This is a genomic window from Modestobacter sp. Leaf380, from assembly GCF_001424485.1.
Classification (GTDB): domain Bacteria; phylum Actinomycetota; class Actinomycetes; order Mycobacteriales; family Geodermatophilaceae; genus Klenkia.
The window spans coordinates 284,459-302,764 of sequence record NZ_LMQC01000020.1; the positions used below are offsets into that span (position 1 = coordinate 284,459).

General features: G+C 76.2%; 14 protein-coding genes, 1 tRNA gene and 1 pseudogene. 12 read left to right on the forward strand and 4 right to left on the reverse strand.

Features of this window, described 5'->3' with window-relative positions; genetic code table 11:
* The first annotated feature begins 15 nt into the window (after window positions 1-15).
* The 4 genes and pseudogenes from ASG41_RS16755 (at window position 16) to holA (ending at window position 5,500) form a co-directional block, all read left to right on the forward strand.
* Window positions 16-1,260 carry a ComEA family DNA-binding protein gene (locus tag ASG41_RS16755; RefSeq protein WP_056297476.1) on the forward strand — a complete coding sequence of 415 codons (1,245 nt, stop codon included), beginning with the start codon at window positions 16-18 and terminating at the stop codon, window positions 1,258-1,260.
* A 23-nt stretch (window positions 1,261-1,283) separates the two neighbouring features.
* Entirely contained in the window at window positions 1,284-1,925 is a 642-nt protein-coding gene (gene bluB, locus ASG41_RS16760) for a 5,6-dimethylbenzimidazole synthase (protein ID WP_056297479.1), read from the forward strand.
* Between the two features lie 816 nt (window positions 1,926-2,741).
* Window positions 2,742-3,749: pseudogene (locus ASG41_RS25495) on the forward strand (ComEC/Rec2 family competence protein); the annotation flags it as partial.
* Between the two features lie 782 nt (window positions 3,750-4,531).
* Window positions 4,532-5,500: a DNA polymerase III subunit delta gene (gene holA, locus ASG41_RS24865; RefSeq protein ID WP_369800049.1), complete on the forward strand. Its 969-nt coding sequence runs from the start codon at window positions 4,532-4,534 to the stop codon at window positions 5,498-5,500.
* 104 nt (window positions 5,501-5,604) lie between these two features.
* On the opposite strand, the gene rpsT is transcribed toward holA, so the two are convergent.
* Window positions 5,605-5,865, reverse strand: a complete 261-nt coding sequence (gene rpsT / locus ASG41_RS16770) for a 30S ribosomal protein S20 (RefSeq protein ID WP_056297483.1) — start codon at window positions 5,863-5,865, stop codon at window positions 5,605-5,607.
* A 211-nt stretch (window positions 5,866-6,076) separates the two neighbouring features.
* Here rpsT and lepA point away from each other — a divergent pair, with 211 nt between their 5' ends.
* From lepA to ASG41_RS16790, 4 genes are all read left to right on the forward strand, one after another.
* Entirely contained in the window at window positions 6,077-7,918 is a 1,842-nt protein-coding gene (lepA, locus tag ASG41_RS16775) for a translation elongation factor 4 (protein ID WP_235564861.1), read from the forward strand.
* Window positions 7,915-8,562: an MOSC domain-containing protein gene (locus ASG41_RS16780; protein ID WP_056297489.1), complete on the forward strand. Its 648-nt coding sequence runs from the start codon at window positions 7,915-7,917 to the stop codon at window positions 8,560-8,562. The genes lepA and ASG41_RS16780 overlap by 4 nt, the downstream gene beginning before the upstream one ends.
* 66 nt (window positions 8,563-8,628) lie before the next feature.
* Window positions 8,629-9,315 carry an LppX_LprAFG lipoprotein gene (locus ASG41_RS16785; protein WP_056297491.1) on the forward strand — a complete coding sequence of 229 codons (687 nt, stop codon included), beginning with the start codon at window positions 8,629-8,631 and terminating at the stop codon, window positions 9,313-9,315.
* A gap of 28 nt (window positions 9,316-9,343) precedes the next feature.
* Entirely contained in the window at window positions 9,344-10,993 is a 1,650-nt protein-coding gene (locus ASG41_RS16790; RefSeq protein WP_235564862.1) for an MFS transporter, read from the forward strand.
* Here ASG41_RS16790 and ASG41_RS16795 read toward each other — a convergent pair.
* Both ASG41_RS16795 and selD read right to left on the reverse strand, forming a co-directional pair.
* On the reverse strand, window positions 10,983-11,951 hold the full coding sequence (locus ASG41_RS16795) for a zinc-binding dehydrogenase (protein ID WP_056298229.1): 969 nt from the start codon (window positions 11,949-11,951) through the stop codon (window positions 10,983-10,985). The two genes, ASG41_RS16790 and ASG41_RS16795, sit on opposite strands and share 11 nt — an antisense overlap.
* 35 nt (window positions 11,952-11,986) lie before the next feature.
* Window positions 11,987-12,988, reverse strand: a complete 1,002-nt coding sequence (selD, locus tag ASG41_RS16800) for a selenide, water dikinase SelD (RefSeq protein ID WP_056297498.1) — start codon at window positions 12,986-12,988, stop codon at window positions 11,987-11,989.
* Window positions 12,989-13,071: 83 nt separating this feature from the next.
* On the opposite strand from selD, the gene ASG41_RS23720 reads away from it, so the two are divergent.
* From ASG41_RS23720 to selB, 3 genes are all read left to right on the forward strand, one after another.
* A tRNA-OTHER gene (locus tag ASG41_RS23720) sits at window positions 13,072-13,167 on the forward strand.
* A 47-nt stretch (window positions 13,168-13,214) separates the two neighbouring features.
* Window positions 13,215-14,501 carry an L-seryl-tRNA(Sec) selenium transferase gene (selA, locus tag ASG41_RS16805; RefSeq protein ID WP_082557032.1) on the forward strand — a complete coding sequence of 429 codons (1,287 nt, stop codon included), beginning with the start codon at window positions 13,215-13,217 and terminating at the stop codon, window positions 14,499-14,501.
* The gene (gene selB, locus ASG41_RS16810) at window positions 14,489-16,219 is read left to right on the forward strand and encodes a selenocysteine-specific translation elongation factor (protein ID WP_056297503.1); all 1,731 of its coding nucleotides are present in this window, start codon (window positions 14,489-14,491) and stop codon (window positions 16,217-16,219) included. Before selA ends, selB begins: the two co-directional genes overlap by 13 nt.
* Window positions 16,220-16,256: 37 nt before the next feature.
* On the opposite strand, the gene ASG41_RS16815 is transcribed toward selB, so the two are convergent.
* Complete coding sequence (locus ASG41_RS16815; protein WP_056297506.1) at window positions 16,257-17,033, reverse strand: enoyl-CoA hydratase-related protein; 777 nt, start codon at window positions 17,031-17,033, stop codon at window positions 16,257-16,259.
* 39 nt (window positions 17,034-17,072) lie between these two features.
* Between ASG41_RS16815 and hemW the strand changes: the two genes are divergently transcribed.
* Complete coding sequence (hemW, locus tag ASG41_RS16820) at window positions 17,073-18,305, forward strand: radical SAM family heme chaperone HemW (RefSeq protein ID WP_056297512.1); 1,233 nt, start codon at window positions 17,073-17,075, stop codon at window positions 18,303-18,305.
* Window position 18,306: the final 1 nt, after the last annotated feature.

The following is an 18,306-nucleotide window of genomic DNA, read 5'->3' on the forward strand; positions in this document are numbered from 1 at the left end:
CCTAGCCTGCCGCCCGTGTTCTCCGCCCGTCGCGCCGACGACGCCGACCTCATCCGTGCCCGGCTGCGGGCCCTGCTGGCCGACGGCCGGGCGGGCCCTGGCTGGGTGCCGGACGACCCGGACGGCCCGGCCGACCCGCCGGGGCCCGCGGAGGGTGCCACGGGCTGGGACGACGACGAGGGCGACGGCGACGACTGGACGGTCGAGCCGGTCCCGGGCCGGCGGCACCTCGCCGTCGTGCGCGAGCCGGTCGGCGGTCGGGGCAGCCGGGGGCCGGCCGGGCAGGACGCGCGGGAGACCGTCCGGCTGGGTCGCCCGGGCCACGGTGCGGGGGAGGGGATGCCCCGGCAGGCCGGGTGGGAGACCGGTACGGGGCCTGCGCCCTCCTCCGGGCGGTACCCCGCCGGAGCCCGGCAGCCCGACGCGGCCCGGCCAGTCGGCCCCCTGTGCGACGGCGCCCGCCCCGACACCGGTGGCGGCGGGGCGTACGGCGACGGCACCCTCGCCGCCGGCCCGGGCCGGTACCGCCGCCACGACGCGCCCGGGCCCGAGGAGCTCCCCGGTGCCGCCGACGAGGAGGCGTACGACGACGACGACGCCGCAGCCGGTCGCCACCGTGCGGCCGGCGCCGGGGTGCGGGTGACGCCCGGGCGGACCAGCAGCCGCGCGCTGTGGGTCGCGGCCCTCGTCGCCGCGGTCGCCGTCGGGGGCTGGAGCTGGCTGAGTCGTCCCGCCGTCGAGCCCGTCGACCCCGTCGCCGCCGTGCCCGTCACCGCACCCGCCGACCCGACCGCGGTCCAGGCCGACGTCGCTGCCCCACCCCCGACCACCCCGGCGGTCGTGGTGGTCGCCGTCGTCGGGCAGGTGGTGACGCCGGGGCTGGTCACCCTGCCGGTGGGCTCCCGGGTCGCCGACGCGGTGGCCGCCGCCGGGGGCCTGCTGCCGGAGGCCGACCCCGCGGGCTTCAACGCGGCCGCACTGCTCAGCGACGGCCAGCAGGTCGCCGTGGGCGTCCCGGGGGCGGTGGCCGCGCCCGTCGCTGCGGGAGGGGCCGGTGGCCCCGCTGGAGGGCCCGTCGACCTGAACGCCGCGACCGTCGCCGACCTGGACGCGCTGCCGGGCATCGGCCCGGTGCTGGCGCAGCGGATCGTCGACCACCGGACGGCGAACGGGCCCTTCGCCTCGGTCGAGCAGCTCGACGACGTCAGCGGCATCGGCCCGGCGCTCTACGGCGAGGTGTCCCCGCTGGTCACCGTCTGAGGGGTCTCGGGTGGGATGGGGGCATGCCGCAGGAGCTGTACGAGGTGCTGCACCGCCGTCGCGACGTCCGCCGGGAGTTCACCGGCGCCCCGGTCCAGGACGCCGTCCTGCGCCGGGTGCTGGCCGCGGCACACGCCGCGCCCAGCGTCGGGCTGACCCAGCCGTGGGACTTCCTGCTGGTCCGGGACGAGGCGCTGCGCCGGGACTTCCAGGCGCACGTGGCCGGCGAACGCGAGGTCTTCGACGCCACCCTGGACCCCGCGCAGGCCGAGGTCTTCGCCCGCATCTCCGTCGAGGGCGTCCTGCAGTCCAGCCTCGGCGTCGTCGTCACGTACGACCCGACCCGGGGGTCCCCGGCGGTGCTGGGGCGGCACGCCATCGCCGACGCCGGTCTGTACTCGACCTGCCTGGCCGTGCAGAACCTCTGGCTGGCGGCCACCGCCGAGGGCTGGGGCGTCGGCTGGGTCTCCTTCTACCGCGAGCCGTTCCTGCGTGAGCTGCTGGGCATCCCCGAGCACGTCCGACCGGTCGCCTGGTTGTGCGTCGGCCCCGTGGCGGCCCTGCAGGACACCCCGGACCTGGAGCGGCACGGCTGGCGCACCCGTCGGCCGCTGGCGGACGCCCTGCACACCGACCGCTGGGGCACGCCCGCCGACCTGGGCTGAGGGGCCGGGCTAGCAGGCCGGGACCCCGCCCGCTGCCCGCCGTCCACACCCCGGGGGTCCCTCCCCAGGACGTGCGGCAGGCCCCCGAGCGCGGACCGGCTGCCTAGCGTCGCCGGCGTGCGGGTGCGACGACGACGGGTGTCCGAGCGGTGGACCTGGCTGGACCTGCGGCTGGTGCCGCCCGCCCTCGCCGTCTGGGCGACCACGCTGGTGCTCGGTGGACGGACCCCGGCTGCCGCGGCCGGCCTGCTCCTGGTCGCCGTGCTCACCGCGGCCCTGGTCGCGCGGCGGGCCGGGCGCCTGCGCTGGACCGTCGTGTCGGTGCTGGCCGGGGTGGCGACCGCGGCAGTGGTGGGCACCGTCGGGGGCCTGGAGCGCACCGGCTCGCCGCTGGTCGACCTCGGCGCGCGGGGTGCGGTCGCCACCGTCGTGCTGACCGTCGACGAGGAGCCCCGCGTGCTGGCCGGTGGGCCCGGGCCGCCGCGGGTCCTGGTCGCCGGCACCGTCATCGGCCTGCCCCAGGGGCCGGCACTGCGCCCGGCCACCGTGCTCGTGTTCGGCCCCGCCGACGAGTGGCGGCAGGTGTCGACCGGCAGCCAGGTCGAGGTCCGCGCCACGGTGCGGCCCCCGGAGCCGGGTGACGACGTGGTGGCGGTGCTGTCCGCCCGGTCCCCGCCCACCTCCGTGCGGGGGCCGGGTCCGGCGCAGGCCTGGGCCGGGGACCTGCGCGGAGGGCTGGCCGCGGCGTCCCAGCGGGTGCTGCCCGACCGGGAGGCCGGGCTCCTGCCGGGGCTCGTCGTCGGCGACACCTCCGCGATGGACCCCGGCGTCACCGCCGACTTCCGCCGGGCCGGGCTCGGGCACCTGACCGCCGTCAGCGGCGCCAACGTGGCGATCGTGCTGGCGCTGTTGCTGTGGCCGCTGCGCCGCCGCGCGGTGTCGCGCCGGTGGCAGGCCGCGGTGGGGGCCGCCGGACTGGCCGGGTTCGTCGTGCTCGCCGGCCCCAGCCCCAGCGTGGTGCGGGCCGCGGCGATGGGCGCCGTCGCGCTGCTGGCCCTGGCCACCGGGCGACCCCGCGCCGCCGTGCCGGCCCTGGCCGCCTCGGTGGTGGTCCTGCTGCTGCTGGACCCGGGTCTGGCCCGCGACGGCGGCTTCGCCCTGTCGGTCGCCGCCACCGCCGGCATCGTCCTGCTGGCGCCGGGCTGGTCCCGGGCCCTGCGGCGCCGGGGCCTGCCCGGACCGCTCGCCGACGCACTGGCGGTGAGCGGAGCGGCCGGCCTGGTCACCGCACCGCTGGTGGCCGGGCTGTCCGGGTTGGTGAGCCTGGTGTCACTGCCGGCCAACCTGCTCGCCGCCCCCGCCGTGGCCCCGGCGACCGTGCTGGGCCTGGCGGCGACCCTGCTGTCCCCGCTGAGCAGCGACCTCGCCGACGCGTGCGTGTGGGCCGCCGGGTGGCCGACGCGCTGGCTCGTCGGCGTCGCCGAGCACGCCGCGGCGGTGCCCGACGGTGCGACCGGCTGGCCCACCGGCACCGGGGGAGCCCTCCTGCTGGCCGGCCTCCTCGTCGGCGGCGCGGCCGTGCTGGTGCGGTGGCCCCGCGCCCGACCCCTGGCGGTGGCCGCCGTCGTGGGCGTGGTGGTGCTGGGCTGGCCGGCCCGCGAGGCCACCCGGGGCTGGCCGGTGCCCGGCAGCGTGCTGGTCGGCTGCGACGTCGGCCAGGGCGACGCCCTGGTGGTGCCGACCGGCCCGGGGGAGGGCGTGCTGGTGGACGCCGGCCCCGACGCCACGCTGGTGGACGCCTGCCTGACCCGGCTGGGCATCGACCGGCTGCCCCTGGTCCTGCTGTCCCACCTGGACGCCGACCACGTCACCGGTCTGGCCGGTGCGCTGGCCGGCCGCGAGGTGGGCGAGGTGGCCACCGGGGTGCTCAGCCCCACCGACGACCGGGTCGGGTCGGTCGGCCGGGTGGTGGCCGCGGCCGGCGGCCGGCTGACCGTGCTGGCCGCCGGCGACACCCGCACCCAGGGTCCGGCGACGTTCGACGTGCTGGCCCCTGCGGCCGCCGACGCGGTCCCCTCCGCCGACCCCAACGGCCTGTCCATGGTCGTCCGGGTCACCCACCACGGGCTGCGCCTGCTGCTGACCGGTGACCTGGGCGAGGACACCGAGAGCCGGCTGCTGGCCCGCGGGATCGACCTGCGGGCCGACGTGCTCAAGGTGCCGCACCACGGCAGCGGGGACGCCGACCCGGACTTCCTCGCCGCGACCGGCGCGCGGGTCGCGCTGGTCAGCGTCGGTGCCGACAACGGCTACGGGCACCCCGCCCCGCGGCTGCTGGACTGGCTGGCCGCCGACGGGATGCGGGTGCTGCGCACCGACCTGGACGGCGACGTCGCGGTCACCGGCGAGCGGGGCGACTGGGGGACCGCGGTGCGCGGCGTGGACGACGTCGCCCGGGCCGTCGCACTGGGACCCGGCCCACCCGGGACGGTGCCGGCGACCAGCCGTGGGGTCCACCGTCGCCGGGTCGGACCGTCGGTGCTGCGTGACACGATGAGGTCGTGTCCAGCGCCGCGCCGCCGCCCCCCACCTCCCGGCTGCGGGTCGTGGTCGGCGAGGAGGAGCTGCTGCGGGCGCGGGCGGTCTCCGCCGTCCGTGCGGCCGCCCTGGAGCGGGACCCGGGCACCGAGGAGCACGAGCTGGTGGCCCTGGGGCTGCCGGCCGGTCAGCTGGCCGACGTGCTGGCTCCCTCGCTGTTCGGCGGGCACCGGCTGGTGGTCGTGCAGGGCGTGCACGAGGCCGCCGGTGCGCTGGTCGACTCGCTGCTCAGCTACGCGAGGGACCCCGACCCCGAGCTGACCCTGGTGCTGGTGCACAACGGGGGCAAGCGGAACGAGGCGCTGCTCAAGGGGTTCACCCAGGCCGGCGCCGCGGTCGACGAGTGCCCCAAGATCGGCAACGCCGGTGAGCGGATGGCGTTCGTCCGCAACGAGGTGCGGCGGCTGGGCGGCCGGATCACCCCGGACGCCGCGACGGCCCTCCTCGACGCCGTCGGCAACGACCTGCGCGGTCTGTCGGCGGCCGCCAGCCAGCTGGTCTCGGACTTCGGCGGCTCCATCGACGCCGACGACGTCGCCCGGTTCCACCGCGGCCAGGCCGAGGTCACCGGGTTCACCGTGGCCGAGCGGGTGCTCGTCGGGGACAACGCCGGCTCCATCGAGATGCTGCGCTGGGCGCTGGACCGGGGCGTACCGCACGTGCTGGTGGCCGACGCCATCGCCGACGGCGTCCGCACCGCGGCCCGGGTCGCCTCGCTCAACACCACCAACGTCGGCGAGCTGGCCCGCACGCTCAAGCTGCCGCCGTGGAAGGTCAAGAAGGCCCAGGCGCAGGCCCGCGGCTGGACCATCGACGCCCTCCAGCAGGCCATCGGGGTGGCCGCCGAGCTCAACGCCGACGTCAAGGGCGTGGCCGCGAGCGCGGACTACGCCCTGGAGCGTGCGGTCCGCCGGATCGTGGCGATCCGGGCGGCCGCCGGCGCCGGCCGCGCGGGCCGGGTGCCCACCCGGCGCTGACCGGTCCCGACCGGGGACCCCCGCAGGACGCGACGAGCCCCCGTCCCCGTGCGGGGAGGGGGGCTCGTCGGGAGCGCGCCGCGGCCGGGGCCGCGGGCGGCGCGTCAGACGCTGGCAGCCTGCTTGGCCAGGGCCGACTTGCGGTTGCCCGCCTGGTTCTTGTGGATGACGCCCTTGCTGGCGGCCTTGTCGAGCGCCTTGGAGACGGTGACCAGGGCGGCGTCGACGGCGGTCTTGTCACCGGCGTCGACGGCGGAGCGGAAGCGCCGGACCGAGGTCTTCAGGGCCGACTTGACCGCGACGTTGCGCTTGCGCGCGATCTCGTTGGTCTTGATCCGCTTGATCTGGGACTTGATGTTCGCCACGCGTGAGCCTCAGGGTGTTCGCAGGGAGGGGTACTTCTGACAGTGCGTCCGCGGCAGCGCAGAGCACGCCACAGGACCGGTCTCACAAGATACCAGGCAGCTCCCCGGCACCCAACCCGCCCGCGGGTGCAGCTGCACACGCGGGCGGCCACACGACGCGCCCCGACGTCGGCGCACGCCCGAGCAGGGACGTGGGACGATGGGCGGCACTGTGACTGCACCCGCCCGCACCGACCCGACCCGCATCCGGAACTTCTGCATCATCGCCCACATCGACCACGGCAAGTCGACGTTGGCCGATCGGATGCTCGAGGTGACCGGGATCGTCGAGGGGCGCAACATGCGCGCCCAGTACCTCGACCGGATGGACATCGAGCGCGAGCGCGGGATCACCATCAAGAGCCAGAACGTCCGGCTGCCCTGGACGCCGCGCACCGGCGAGCACGTGGGCACCGAGTACGTGCTGGACATGATCGACACCCCGGGCCACGTGGACTTCACCTACGAGGTGTCCCGCTCGCTGGCCGCCTGCGAGGGCGCCGTGCTGCTGGTCGACGCCGCGCAGGGCATCGAGGCCCAGACGCTGGCGAACCTGTACCTGGCGATCGAGAACGACCTGACGATCATCCCGGTGCTCAACAAGATCGACCTGCCCGCGGCGCAGCCGGAGAAGTTCGCCGCCGAGATCGCGCACATCATCGGCTGCGACCCCGACGACGTGCTGCGGGTCAGCGGCAAGACCGGCGAGGGCGTGCCGGAGCTGCTGGACATGATCGTGGAGAAGATCCCGGCCCCCACCGGGGACGCCGACGGCCCCGCCCGGGCACTGATCTTCGACTCGGTCTACGACATCTACCGCGGGGTCATCACCTACGTCCGCGTCGTCGACGGCCGCATCTCCGGCCGCGAGCGGATCAAGATGATGAGCAACAACGTCACCCACGAGCTGCTGGAGATCGGGGTCATCAGCCCCGAGCCCAAGCCGGTGGAGAGCCTCGGCGTCGGCGAGGTCGGCTACTTCATCACCGGGGTGAAGGACGTCCGGCAGTCCCGGGTCGGGGACACCGTCACCCTGCAGCACCACCCGGCCGCAGAGTCCCTGGGCGGCTACCGGGACCCCAACCCGATGGTCTACTCCGGGCTGTACCCGATCGACGGCAGCGAGTACCAGCTGCTGCGCGAGTCCCTGGACAAGCTGCTGCTCAACGACGCCGCGCTGGTCTACGAGCCCGAGACCTCGGCGGCCCTGGGCTTCGGCTTCCGGGTCGGCTTCCTGGGCCTGCTGCACCTGGAGATCGTCCGGGAGCGGCTGGAGCGCGAGAGCGGCCTGAGCCTGATCTCCACCGCGCCCAACGTGGTCTACCGGGTGGTCATGGAGGACGGCACCGAGCACGTCGTCACCAACCCCAGTGACTGGCCGCACGGGAAGATGGAGAAGATCTTCGAGCCGATCGTGAACGCCACGGTGATCGCCCCCAGCGACTACACCGGCACGATCATGGAGCTGTGCCAGGGCCGCCGCGGGTCGCTGACCGGGATGGACTACCTGTCCGAGTCCCGCGTCGAACTGCGCTACACGCTGCCCCTCGGCGAGATCATCTTCGACTTCTTCGACTCGCTGAAGTCACGCACCCGGGGCTACGCGAGCCTGGACTACGCCGAGGCCGGTGAGCAGGAGGCCGACCTGGTCAAGGTCGACATCCTGCTGCAGGGCGAGGCCGTCGACGCGTTCTCGGCGATCGTGCACCGGGACAAGTCCTACGGCTACGGCGTGATGATGGCCGGCAAGCTGCGCGAGCTGATCCCGCGCCAGCAGTTCGAGGTGCCCATCCAGGCCGCCATCGGCGCCCGGGTCATCGCCCGCGAGACCGTCCGCGCGATCCGCAAGGACGTGCTGGCCAAGTGCTACGGCGGTGACATCACCCGCAAGCGCAAGCTGCTGGAGAAGCAGAAGGAGGGCAAGAAGCGGATGAAGATGGTCGGCCGCGTCGAGGTCCCCCAGGAGGCCTTCGTGGCCGCGCTCTCCAACGCCGAGCCGACCGCCAAGAAGTGACCGGGCGCATCGAGGCGGTCTGCGTCTCCGGTGCCGACCTGCTGCCCCTGCCGGGCAAGCGACCCGCGACCACGGGCATCCGCAAGCGCCCGGTCGAGGGCCGTGTCGCCGTCCTCGAGGAGACCCTGGACGGCGACCGACAGGTCAACCGCAAGCACCACGGCGGCGAGGGGCAGGCCGTCTACGCCTACGCCCAGGCCGACGCCGAGTGGTGGCAGGCCGAGCTGGACCGCGAGCTCCCGCCCGGCTCGTTCGGGGAGAACCTGCGCACCACCGGCCTGGACCTGACCGGTGCCGTGCTGGGGGAGTGCTGGGCGGTGGGCACCGCGCTCCTCGAGGTGACGGCACCGCGCATCCCGTGCGCGAACTTCGCCCGGTACTGGGACGTCCCGGACCTGGTCAAGCGGTTCACCGCGCACGGTGCCAGCGGCGCCTACCTGCGGGTGCTGCAGACCGGCGACATCGGCGCCGGTGACGCCGTCGAGGTCGTGCACACCCCCGACCACGGCGCCACGGCCGGCCTGCTGTTCCGGGCGCTGACCACCCAGCGGTCCCGGCTGCGGGAGATCGCCCCCGCACTGGACGTCGTCCCCGACAAGGACCGCGCCAAGCTCGCCGCGCGCATCGCCGCCCTCACCAGCTGACCGCCCAGCCCCCCGCGCTACTGTCCGCCCCGGGCTCCAGCGGGGGGCGCCAGCGAGGGAGGCGTCATGCGGGTCGCGACGACGGCGGTGCTGCTGCTCACCGCCCTGGTGACGGCGGCCTGCGGCGGTGGCAGCGACGAGTCGGCCGCGGACCTGCTGTCCCGGGCGAAGACCACCCTGGACGACGCCGCGTCCGTGCACTTCGTGCTGACCAGCGAGGGCGCGCCGAGCGGTGGCACCTCGGTGGTCGGCGGCGAGGGCGACATCGCCCGGCCCGCCTCCTTCGCCGGCACGCTGCAGGTGCAGGCACTGGGCAGCGCGATCGACGCCCAGGTGGTGTCGGTGGACGGCACCGTCTACGCCCAGCTCCCGCTGACCTCCGGGTTCTCGGTGGTGGACCCGGCGACTCTGGGTTTCGGTGACCCGGGCGCGCTCATCGACCCCGACGACGGCATCTCCCAGCTGCTCACCGCGGTGGAGTCCCCGGAGCGGGGGGAGGAGTCCCGGGTGGACGGCGAGGTGGTCACCCAGGTGACCGGGCAGCTGCCCGGCGACCTGGTCGAGGCGTTGCTGACCACCGAGGACCCCGCACAGCCGGTGGACGCGGTGTTCTCCATCGCCTCCGACAGCGGTGAGCTGCGCCAGGTGCAGCTGACCGGGCCGTTCTTCGCCGCCGGCGAGGACGCCGGCTACACGATCGTCCTGTCCGACTTCGGGGCCGATGTCCAGATCACCGCACCCCCCACCGACTGACACCCGGGCGCCCTCGCGGGCGACCCTGGTGCTGGCGACGATCGCGGTCCTGGTGTCCGCGGCGGACACCTACGTCGTGGTCCTGGCGCTGCCCGACATCCTCACCGGTGTCGGCGTCGGCCTGGACCAGCTGCAGCAGGCCACCCCGATCGTCGGCGGGTTCCTGCTCGGCTACACCGCCACGCTCCCGCTGCTGGGCCGGCTGGCCGACCTGCGCGGTCGACTGCCGGTGCTGGTCGGCTGCCTGCTGCTGTTCGCCCTGGGTTCGCTGCTGACCGCGACCGCCGTGGAGCTGGGGCCAGCGGTGCTGGGCCGGGGTCTGCAGGGCATCGGTGCCGGTGGGCTGGTGCCGGCGACGCTGGCCCTGGTCGCCGACCGTTGGCCGCCCGAGCGCCGGGCCGTGCCGCTCGGCGTCGTCGGGGCGGTGCAGGAGGCCGGCGCCGTGCTCGGTCCGCTGGCCGGGGCCGCGGTGCTCGCCGTCACCGACTGGCGCGGGATCTTCTGGCTCAACCTGGTCCTGGGCGTGGCCCTGGCCGTGGCGCTGCGGGTGACCGGGCCGCGGCGCCCGGGGCGCGACGTCGTCGGCACCGTGCTGGCGGTGCTGGCGGCGACGGCGCTGGCGCTGCAGCTGGGCGAGCCCGACGTGCTCGCCACCGACGTCACGCTCGGGTTGGGCTGGGTGCCGCTGGCCGGGCCGGCCTGGACGACCCCGCTGGTGCTGGTGACGGTGCTCGCCGGCGCGGGCGTGCTCGTCCGCTCGGCCACCGCGGCACACCCGGTGCTCCCGCTGCGCGGGCTGCCGGCGCTGGCACGGGAGGTCGACCTGGTCGGCGCGGTCCTCGTCGTCCTCGCGCTGGGCGCCCTGGTGTGGGCCTTCGCCGCCGCGGACCCAGCGACCCAGGTGGTGGCCCACGGCCCCGTGCTGCTGCCGCTGGCCGCGTTGGCCGCGGTCGGTTTCGTGCTGCACGAGCGACGGACGGCGCAGCCGCTGGTCCCGCTGGCCGACCTGCGCCGGGTGGGGGCGTGGGGTGCGCTGGTGGTCAACCTGCTGGTCGGGGTCGCGCTGGTGGCGGCGTTGGTCGACGTGCCGCTGTTCGCCCGGGCCACCACCGAGACCGACCAGCTGGGCGCCGCCCTGGTGCTGGTCGAGCTGCTGGTCGCCGTCCCGGTGGGTGCGGTGGCCGGGGGGTGGGCGTGCCGCGTGGTCGCCCCGCGCTGGGTCGCCGCCGTGGGGATGGGGCTGGCCGCAGCCGCGTTCGTGGCGATGGCCGGGTGGGAAGCGACCGCGCTGGACTCCTGGACGTCGACCGCTGCGCTGCTGGGCGCCGGGCTCGGCTTCGGGCTGGCGGTGGCACCGGTGAGCGCGGTGCTGCTGGCCGTCACGCCGCAGCGGGTGCACGGCAGTGCCAGCGCGCTGGTCGTGGTGGCCCGGACGATCGGCATGCTGGTCGGGCTGTCGCTGCTGACCGCGATCGCGCTGCGCCGGTTCACCGCTGCCGTCGGGGAGATCCCGAGCCCGCTGGTCAGCTGCCCGACCAGCCCGGCCGACTGCGCCGTCTACGAGCGGGCCACCGACGCCGCCGTCCTCACCCAGCTGCACACGGTCTTCGCCGGGGCGGCGGTGGCGGCGGCGCTGGCCGCCGTCGCCGCCGCCGTCCTGCTGCGGGTCAGACGGTGAAGACGATCTTGCCGGCGGTCCGGCCCTCGTGCATCCGCTCGAAGCCCTCGCGGGCCTGGGCCAGGGGCAGCTCGACGTCGATCTGAGGGCGCAGCCCGGTGGTGCTGCACAACTGCAGCAGCTGCTGCAGCTCGGTGCGGGTGCCCATGGTGGAGCCCTCCACCCGCAGCTGGGTGAAGAAGACCCGGTTGAGCTCGGCGGAGGGGTCGAAGCCGGTGGTCGCACCGGAGACCACGATGACGCCACCGGGCTTGAGCGACTTGACGCTGTGCGACCAGGTGGCCTTGCCGACGGTCTCCATGACGGCGTCGACCCGCTCGGGCAGCCGGGCCCCGGTCTCGAACGCCTGGTCGGCGCCGAGCTCCAGCGCCGCGGCCCGCTTGGCCTCCGACCGGCCGGTCACCCACATGCGGTAGCCGGCGGCGCTGCCCAGCGCGACGAGCGCGGTGGCCACCCCACCCGAGGCGCCCTGCACGAGCACCGTCTGGCCCGGCTGCAGGCCGGCCTTGGTGAAGAGCATCCGGTAGGCGGTGAGCCAGGCGGTGGGCAGACAGGCGGCCTGCGCGAAGGACAGCTCAGCGGGCTTGGGCAGCACGTTGGCGGCCGGGACCAGGACCTGCTCGGCCAGGGTGCCCTGGTGCAGCTCGGACAGCAGCGAGCGCTTGGGGTCCAGGGTCTCGTCGCCCGCCCAGCCCGGGGTGCCGGTGATCACGGCGTGCACGACCACCTCGTTTCCGTCGGGGTCGGTGCCGGCGGCGTCGCAGCCCAGCACCATCGGCATCCGCTCCTGGGGGAGCCCGACGCCGCGCAGGCTGAAGAGGTCGTGGTGGTTGAGCGAGGCCGCCTTGACGTCGATGGTCACCCAGCCCTCCCGGGCCTCGGGCGCCGGCCGGTCGCCGACCTCCAGCACGGAGAGCGGGTCGTCGGCGGACGGGGTCGAGACGAAGGCAGCCAGCATGCCCGGCACGTTAACGGGGCCTCACGTGTCCGGCATCACCGGAGGACGACGGCGTGCTCCCCGGCGGCGACGAACTCCCCGATGACCGGTGCGCCGGGCACCTCGCCGGCCAGCAGCAGCCCGCCGGAGGTCTGCGCGTCGGCGAGCAGCAGGGCGTCGTCGTCGGACACGGCCGAGAGGTCGGTGTGCGGCCGGACCCAGTCCAGGTTCCGCCGGGTGCCCCCGGAGACGTACCCGTCGGCGACGGCCTGCCGGGCGCCGGCCAGGTAGGGGACGTCGGCCGCGGAGACCACCGCGGTCACCCCGCTGGCCCGGGCCATCTTGTACAGGTGGCCCAGGAGGCCGAACCCGGTGACGTCGGTGCCGGCCCGCACGCCCGCGGCGACGGCGGCCACCGATGCCTCGGCGTTGAGCCGGGTCATCGAGTCGATCGCCTCGGGCGAGGGCTCACCGGTGGCCTTCATCCGGTTGTTCAGGGTGCCCACGCCCAGGGGCTTGGTCAGCGAGATCGGGTCGCCGACCGCGGCCCGGTCGTTGCGGATCAGCCGCTCCAGGTCGACCAGCCCGGTGACGGCCATGCCGTAGGTGGGCTCGGGGGAGTCGATGGAGTGCCCGCCGCCGACGTGGCAGCCGGCCGCGTGCGCCACCTCCAGACCGCCGCGGAGCACCTCGGCGGCCAGCTCCGGCGGCAGCACGTCGCGGGGCCAGCCGAGCAGGTTCACCGCGACGACCGGGGTGCCGCCCATCGCGTAGACGTCGGACAGCGCGTTGGCCGCGGCGATCCGGCCGAAGTCGTAGGCGTCGTCGACGACGGGGGTGAAGAAGTCGGTGGTGAGCACCAGGCCCTGGCCGCCGGCGATCCGGACGACGGCGGCGTCGTCGCCGTCGTCGAGGCCGACCACCAGCTCCGCGCGCGGGTCGGTGGGTCCGGTGTGGGTCAGTCCGGCGACCACGGCCTCCAGCTCGCCGGGCGGGATCTTGCATGCGCAGCCGCCCCCGTGTGCGTACTGGGTGAGGCGGTGGGTCGCGGTCGTCACGGCTCCGAGTGAACACCGGCCCCAGCCCGTCCGCAGCCCGTCCGCAGCCGGCGGTGGCGCGGTCGGTGCGTACCCTCGACCCCGGAGGCGTCAGGGTGTCTGGTGACCCCCGCGGCCTCTAAAGCCGACGTGACCCGGTACCCGGGTCAGGCGGGTTCGATTCCCGTCCGCCTCCGCCAGACCACCTCGCCCCCGGGCGCCGCCGGGCTCCTACGCTCGGACCACGATGACGAGCGACCCCCGGCGGCTGGTGCCGCGCACCGACGTCCTGCTCGCCGAGGCCCGGGTCGCCGCAGCCGTGGGGCGCCTGGGCCGGGACCTGGTCAAGGCCGTGGTGACGGGCGTGCAGCAGCAGGTCCGCGCGGGTGCGCTGGCCCCCGACGACGCCGCCGACGCGGTGCTGGCTGCACTGCCGGGCACCGCGTCCTCGCTGCACCGGGTGCTCAACGCGACCGGCGTGCTGGTGCACACCAACCTGGGCCGGGCCCCGCTGTCGGCGGCCGCCCTGGAGGCCGTCGTCGCCACCGGCGGCACCACCGACGTCGAGCTGGACCTGGCCACCGGCCGCCGCGGCCCGCGCGGTGAGGGCGCGATCGACGCGCTGCTGGCCGCCGTCCCGGCCGCGGAGGCGGCGATCGTGGTCAACAACTGCGCCGCCGCACTGGCGCTGGTGGCGACCTGCCTGGGCGGGGAGCTGGTGGTCGCCCGCGGCGAGCTGGTGGAGATCGGCGACGGGTTCCGGATCCCGGACCTGCTGGTGTCCACCGGCGCCCGGCTGCGCGAGGTGGGGACGACGAACCGGGTGTCCGCGGCCGACTACACCGACGCCGTCGGGCCGGACACCGGTGCCGTGCTGAAGGTGCACCCGTCCAACTTCGTGGTCCGCGGCTTCACCCGGTCCGTCGAGGTCGCCGAGCTGGCGCCGCTGCTGGACGTGCCGCTGGTGGCCGACGTCGGTTCCGGGCTGCTGCGCCCGCACCCCGCACTGCCCGACGAGCCCGACCTGCAGACAACCCTCGCCGACGGCGCCGACCTCGTGCTGTGCAGCGGGGACAAGCTGCTCGGCGGGCCACAGGCCGGTCTGGTGCTGGGGCGGGCCGACCTGGTCCAGCGGCTGCGCCGGCACCCGCTCTACCGGGCGCTGCGGGTCGACAAGACGACCCTGGCCGCGCTGGAGGCCACGCTGCGCGGGCCGCAGCCACCGGTGCAGCGGATGCTCGCCGCCACGGTGCAGGAGCTGCGGGCCCGGGCCGAGGCGGTCGTCGCCGCGCTGCCGGGGGTCGACGCGGTGGTCGCCGACGCCGGCGCGCGGGTGGGTGGGGGAGGGGCGCCGGAGTTCGAGCTGCCCTCCGTCGCGGTCACCCTGCCGGCCTCGTGCGCGGAGGAGCTGAGGCAGGGGCAGCCCCCGGTGGTCGGCTACACCGCCGAGGGCCGGACCTGGCTGGACCTGCGCAGCCTGGACCCCGCCGACGACGACACCCTGGTGACGGCGGTGCGCGCGTGCACGTCGTAGCCACCGCCGGCCACGTCGACCACGGCAAGTCCTCGCTGGTCAGCGCGCTCACCGGCATGCAGCCCGACCGGTGGGAGGAGGAGCGCCGCCGCGGGCTCACCATCGACCTCGGGTTCGCCTGGACCACGCTGGCCGGCGGCCGCACCGTCGCCGTCGTCGACGTCCCCGGGCACGAGCGGTTCGTCGGCAACATGCTCGCCGGGGTCGGCTCGGTCCCGGCGGCCCTGGTGGTGGTCGCCGCCGACGACGGCTGGTCCGCCCAGACCGCCGAGCACGTCGCCGTGCTGGACGCCCTGGGCGTCCGCGACGCGCTGCTGGTGGTGACCAAGGCCGACCTGGCCGACCCGGCACCGGTGCTGGCCGACGTCACCGCCCGGCTGGCCGAGACCTCGCTGGGCGTCGTCCCCGGCGTCGCCGCCAGCGCCCGCACCGGGGCCGGCGTGCCGGAGGTCGCCGCCGCGCTGGAGGCGCTGCTGGCCGGGCTGCCCGCCCCCGACGTGGCCGCGCCCGTCCGGCTGTGGGTCGACCGGGCCTTCACCATCCGCGGCGCCGGCACGGTCGTCACCGGCACCCTGGCTGCCGGCACCGTGTCCGCCGGGGACCGGCTCACCCTGGGCGGCCGGGACGTCGTCGTCCGCGGGCTGCAGTCCCTGGGGGCCGACGTCGAGACAGCCCGCGCCACGGCCCGGGTCGCGCTGAACCTGCGCGGCGTCGCCGTCGAGGACCTCTCCCGCGGCGACGCGCTGCTCACCCCGGACGCGTACCGGGAGACCGCCGAGCTCGACGTCACCCTGGTCCGGCCGGTCGATCGGCTGCCCGCGGAGCTGGTCGTGCACGTCGGCTCGGCCACCGTCGCAGCCCGGGTCCGGCCGCTGGACGACGCGACGGTGCGGCTGCGGCTCACCGCCCCGCTGGCCCTGCGGGTGGGGGACCGGCTGCTGCTGCGCGACCCCGGGACCCGCACCGTGCACGGCGCCGACGTCCGGGACGTCGACCCGCCGCAGCTGCGCCGCCGAGGTGCCGCCCGGGCCCGCGCCGAGGCCCTCGCCGCCGGCGGCGGTGCCGTGGCCGACCTGACCCGTCGCCGGGTGGTGCTCCGCTCGGAGTTCGTGGCGATGGGCTGGCCGGTGCCGGCCGAGGCGACCGCGGTCGGGCGCTGGCTGCTGGCGCCCGGGCTGGCCGACGAGCTGGCCGCGCGGGTGCCCGCCGTCGTCACCCGGTACCGGCAGCTGCGCCCGCTGGAGCCTGGCCCGCCCACGGCCGTGCTGCGCAGCGCCCTCGACCTGCCCGACGCCGAGCTCGTCGCCGGCCTGGTGCGCCCGCCGCTGGTCCTGCGCGAGGGACGGGTGGTGGCCGCCGACAGTGGCCTGCCCGAGCAGGTGCAGCGCGCGGTCGACGGCGTCCTGGCCCGGCTGGCCCTCGAGCCGTTCGCGGCCCCGGACACCGAGGCGCTGATCGCGGCCGGGCTCGGCGCCCGGGAGCTCGCCGCCGCCGTGCGGGACGGTCAGCTGGTCCGGGTGGGCGAGGGCGTCTACCTGGCCCCGGGCGTGGAGGACCGCGCCCGGGCGGCGCTGGCCGGCGTCGCCCAGCCGTTCACGCTGTCGACGGCGCGGCAGGCGTGGGGCACCAGCCGCCGGGTCGCCGTGCCGCTCGCCGAGTGGCTCGACGCCCGCGGGGTCACCCTGCAGCTGGGCGACCGGACCCGACGGCTGCGCTGAGTCAGCCCCCGCTCGTGCGCCGATGGCGCCCCAGGTCTCAGTCCTGCGGCACCCAGGACGCGGGGCGCTTCTCCCGGAACGCGGCGATCCCCTCCTGGCCCTCCGGGGAGGCGAAGAACCGGGCCGAGAGACCGAGCAGGTCGCCGAACTGGTCGCCCAGCGACCCCGACGGCGTCGATCGCAGCAACCGCTTGGTCTCCGCCAGCGCGAGCGGGGCACCGGCGGCCAGCGCGTGGACCTGGGCGGCGACGGTGTCGGTGACGGCGTCGTCGGCGACGGCGAGGTCGACCAGCCCGGTCTGCGCGGCGGTGGCCGCGTCGAAGACCTCGCCGGTGAGCATCAGCCGGTGCACGGCGTGCGGCAGCATCCGGGGCCGGCAGACCGCGGAGATGATCGCCGGGACCACCCCGATGCGGACCTCGGCGAACCCGAAGGTGGCCAAGGCCCCGGCCACGACGACGTCGCAGGCGGCCAGCAGCCCGACGCCGCCGGCCCGGGCCGGGCCGCGGACGGCGGCGAGCACCGGCTTGGGGGAGTGCCAGATCGTCTCCAGCAGCTCCGGGAACTCGTTGACGCCCTGGTCGGCGGCGGACCCGCCGGCGGCCTCGGAGAGGTCCATCCCGGAGCAGAACACCCGCCCGGTGTGGTCCAGCACGACCACCCGGACGGCGTCGTCGGCCAGGGCGTCGGTGAGGGCCTGCCGGAGCTCCGCACGCATGGCGCGGGACAGGGCGTTGCGGTTGGCGGGGGAGTCCAGGGTGAGCGTGGCGACGCCGCGGGACACCTCGACGTGCAGCACGGGGGTGGAGGTCACGTCCGCATCCTGCCGGTAGCGGGGACACTGGACCCAGCGATGACCACCACCCTGCCCGTCCTGGGCCAGACGCCCGTCCTCCCGGCCGGCCCGGCGATGCTCCCCGACGCCGCCCGCGCCGAGCTGCCGACGACGCCGTTCGGGCTGTACCTGCACGTGCCGTTCTGCGCGACGCGCTGCGGATACTGCGACTTCAACACCTACACCTCCGACGAGCTGGGCCCCGGCGCCAACCGCAGCGAGTACGCGGCCACCGCCATCGCCGAGGTGGAGCTCGCCGCCCGGGTGCTCGGGCCGACCCCGCCGACGATCAGCACCGTCTTCGTCGGCGGCGGCACCCCGACCCTGCTGCCCGCGGCCGACCTGGTCGCCGTGCTGGACCGGGCCCGCGAGCTGTTCCCGGTCGCCGCCGACGTCGAGGTCACCACCGAGGCCAACCCGGAGTCGGTGACGCCGCAGTCGCTGGCCACCCTGCGCGCGGGCGGCTTCACCCGGATCAGCCTGGGCATGCAGTCCGCCGCCCCGCACGTGCTCGCCGTCCTGGACCGCCGGCACACGCCCGGCCGGGCCGCCGAGGCTGCACGCGAGGCCCGCGCCGCCGGCTTCGACCACGTCAACCTGGACCTCATCTACGGCGCCCCCGGCGAGACCGACGCCGACTGGGACCTCTCGCTGCAGGCCGTGCTGGACTCCCCGGTCGACCACGTCAGCGCCTACGCGCTCATCGTCGAGCAGGGCACCAAGCTGGCCCGCCGGGTCGCCCGCGGCGAGCTGCCGATGCCCGACGACGACGTGCTGGCCGACCGGTACGAGCAGGCCGACCGGGTGCTGCGCGGTGCCGGGCTGGAGTGGTACGAGGTGTCCAACTGGGCCCGCGGTGCGGCCGCCCGGTGCCGGCACAACGAGCTGTACTGGGCCAACGCGCACTGGTGGGGCATCGGCCCCGGCGCGCACAGCCACGTCGGCGGGCTGCGCTGGTGGAACGTCAAGCACCCGGCGGCCTACGCCGGGCGGCTGGCCGCCGGTGAGCACCCGGCCGCCGACGCCGAACAGCTCACCGCCGCCGACCGCGCGCTGGAGCGGGTGATGCTGGGCCTGCGCCTGCGCGACGGCCTGCCGCTGGACGCGCTCAGCGACGTCGGCCGGGCCCGGGCCGCGGGCTCGGTCGTGCAGGGTCTCCTCGAGCCCGGCCCGCACGCCGAGGGCCGGGCCGTGCTGACCGACCGCGGCCGGCTGCTCGCCGACGCGGTGGTCCGGGACCTCACCGACTGAG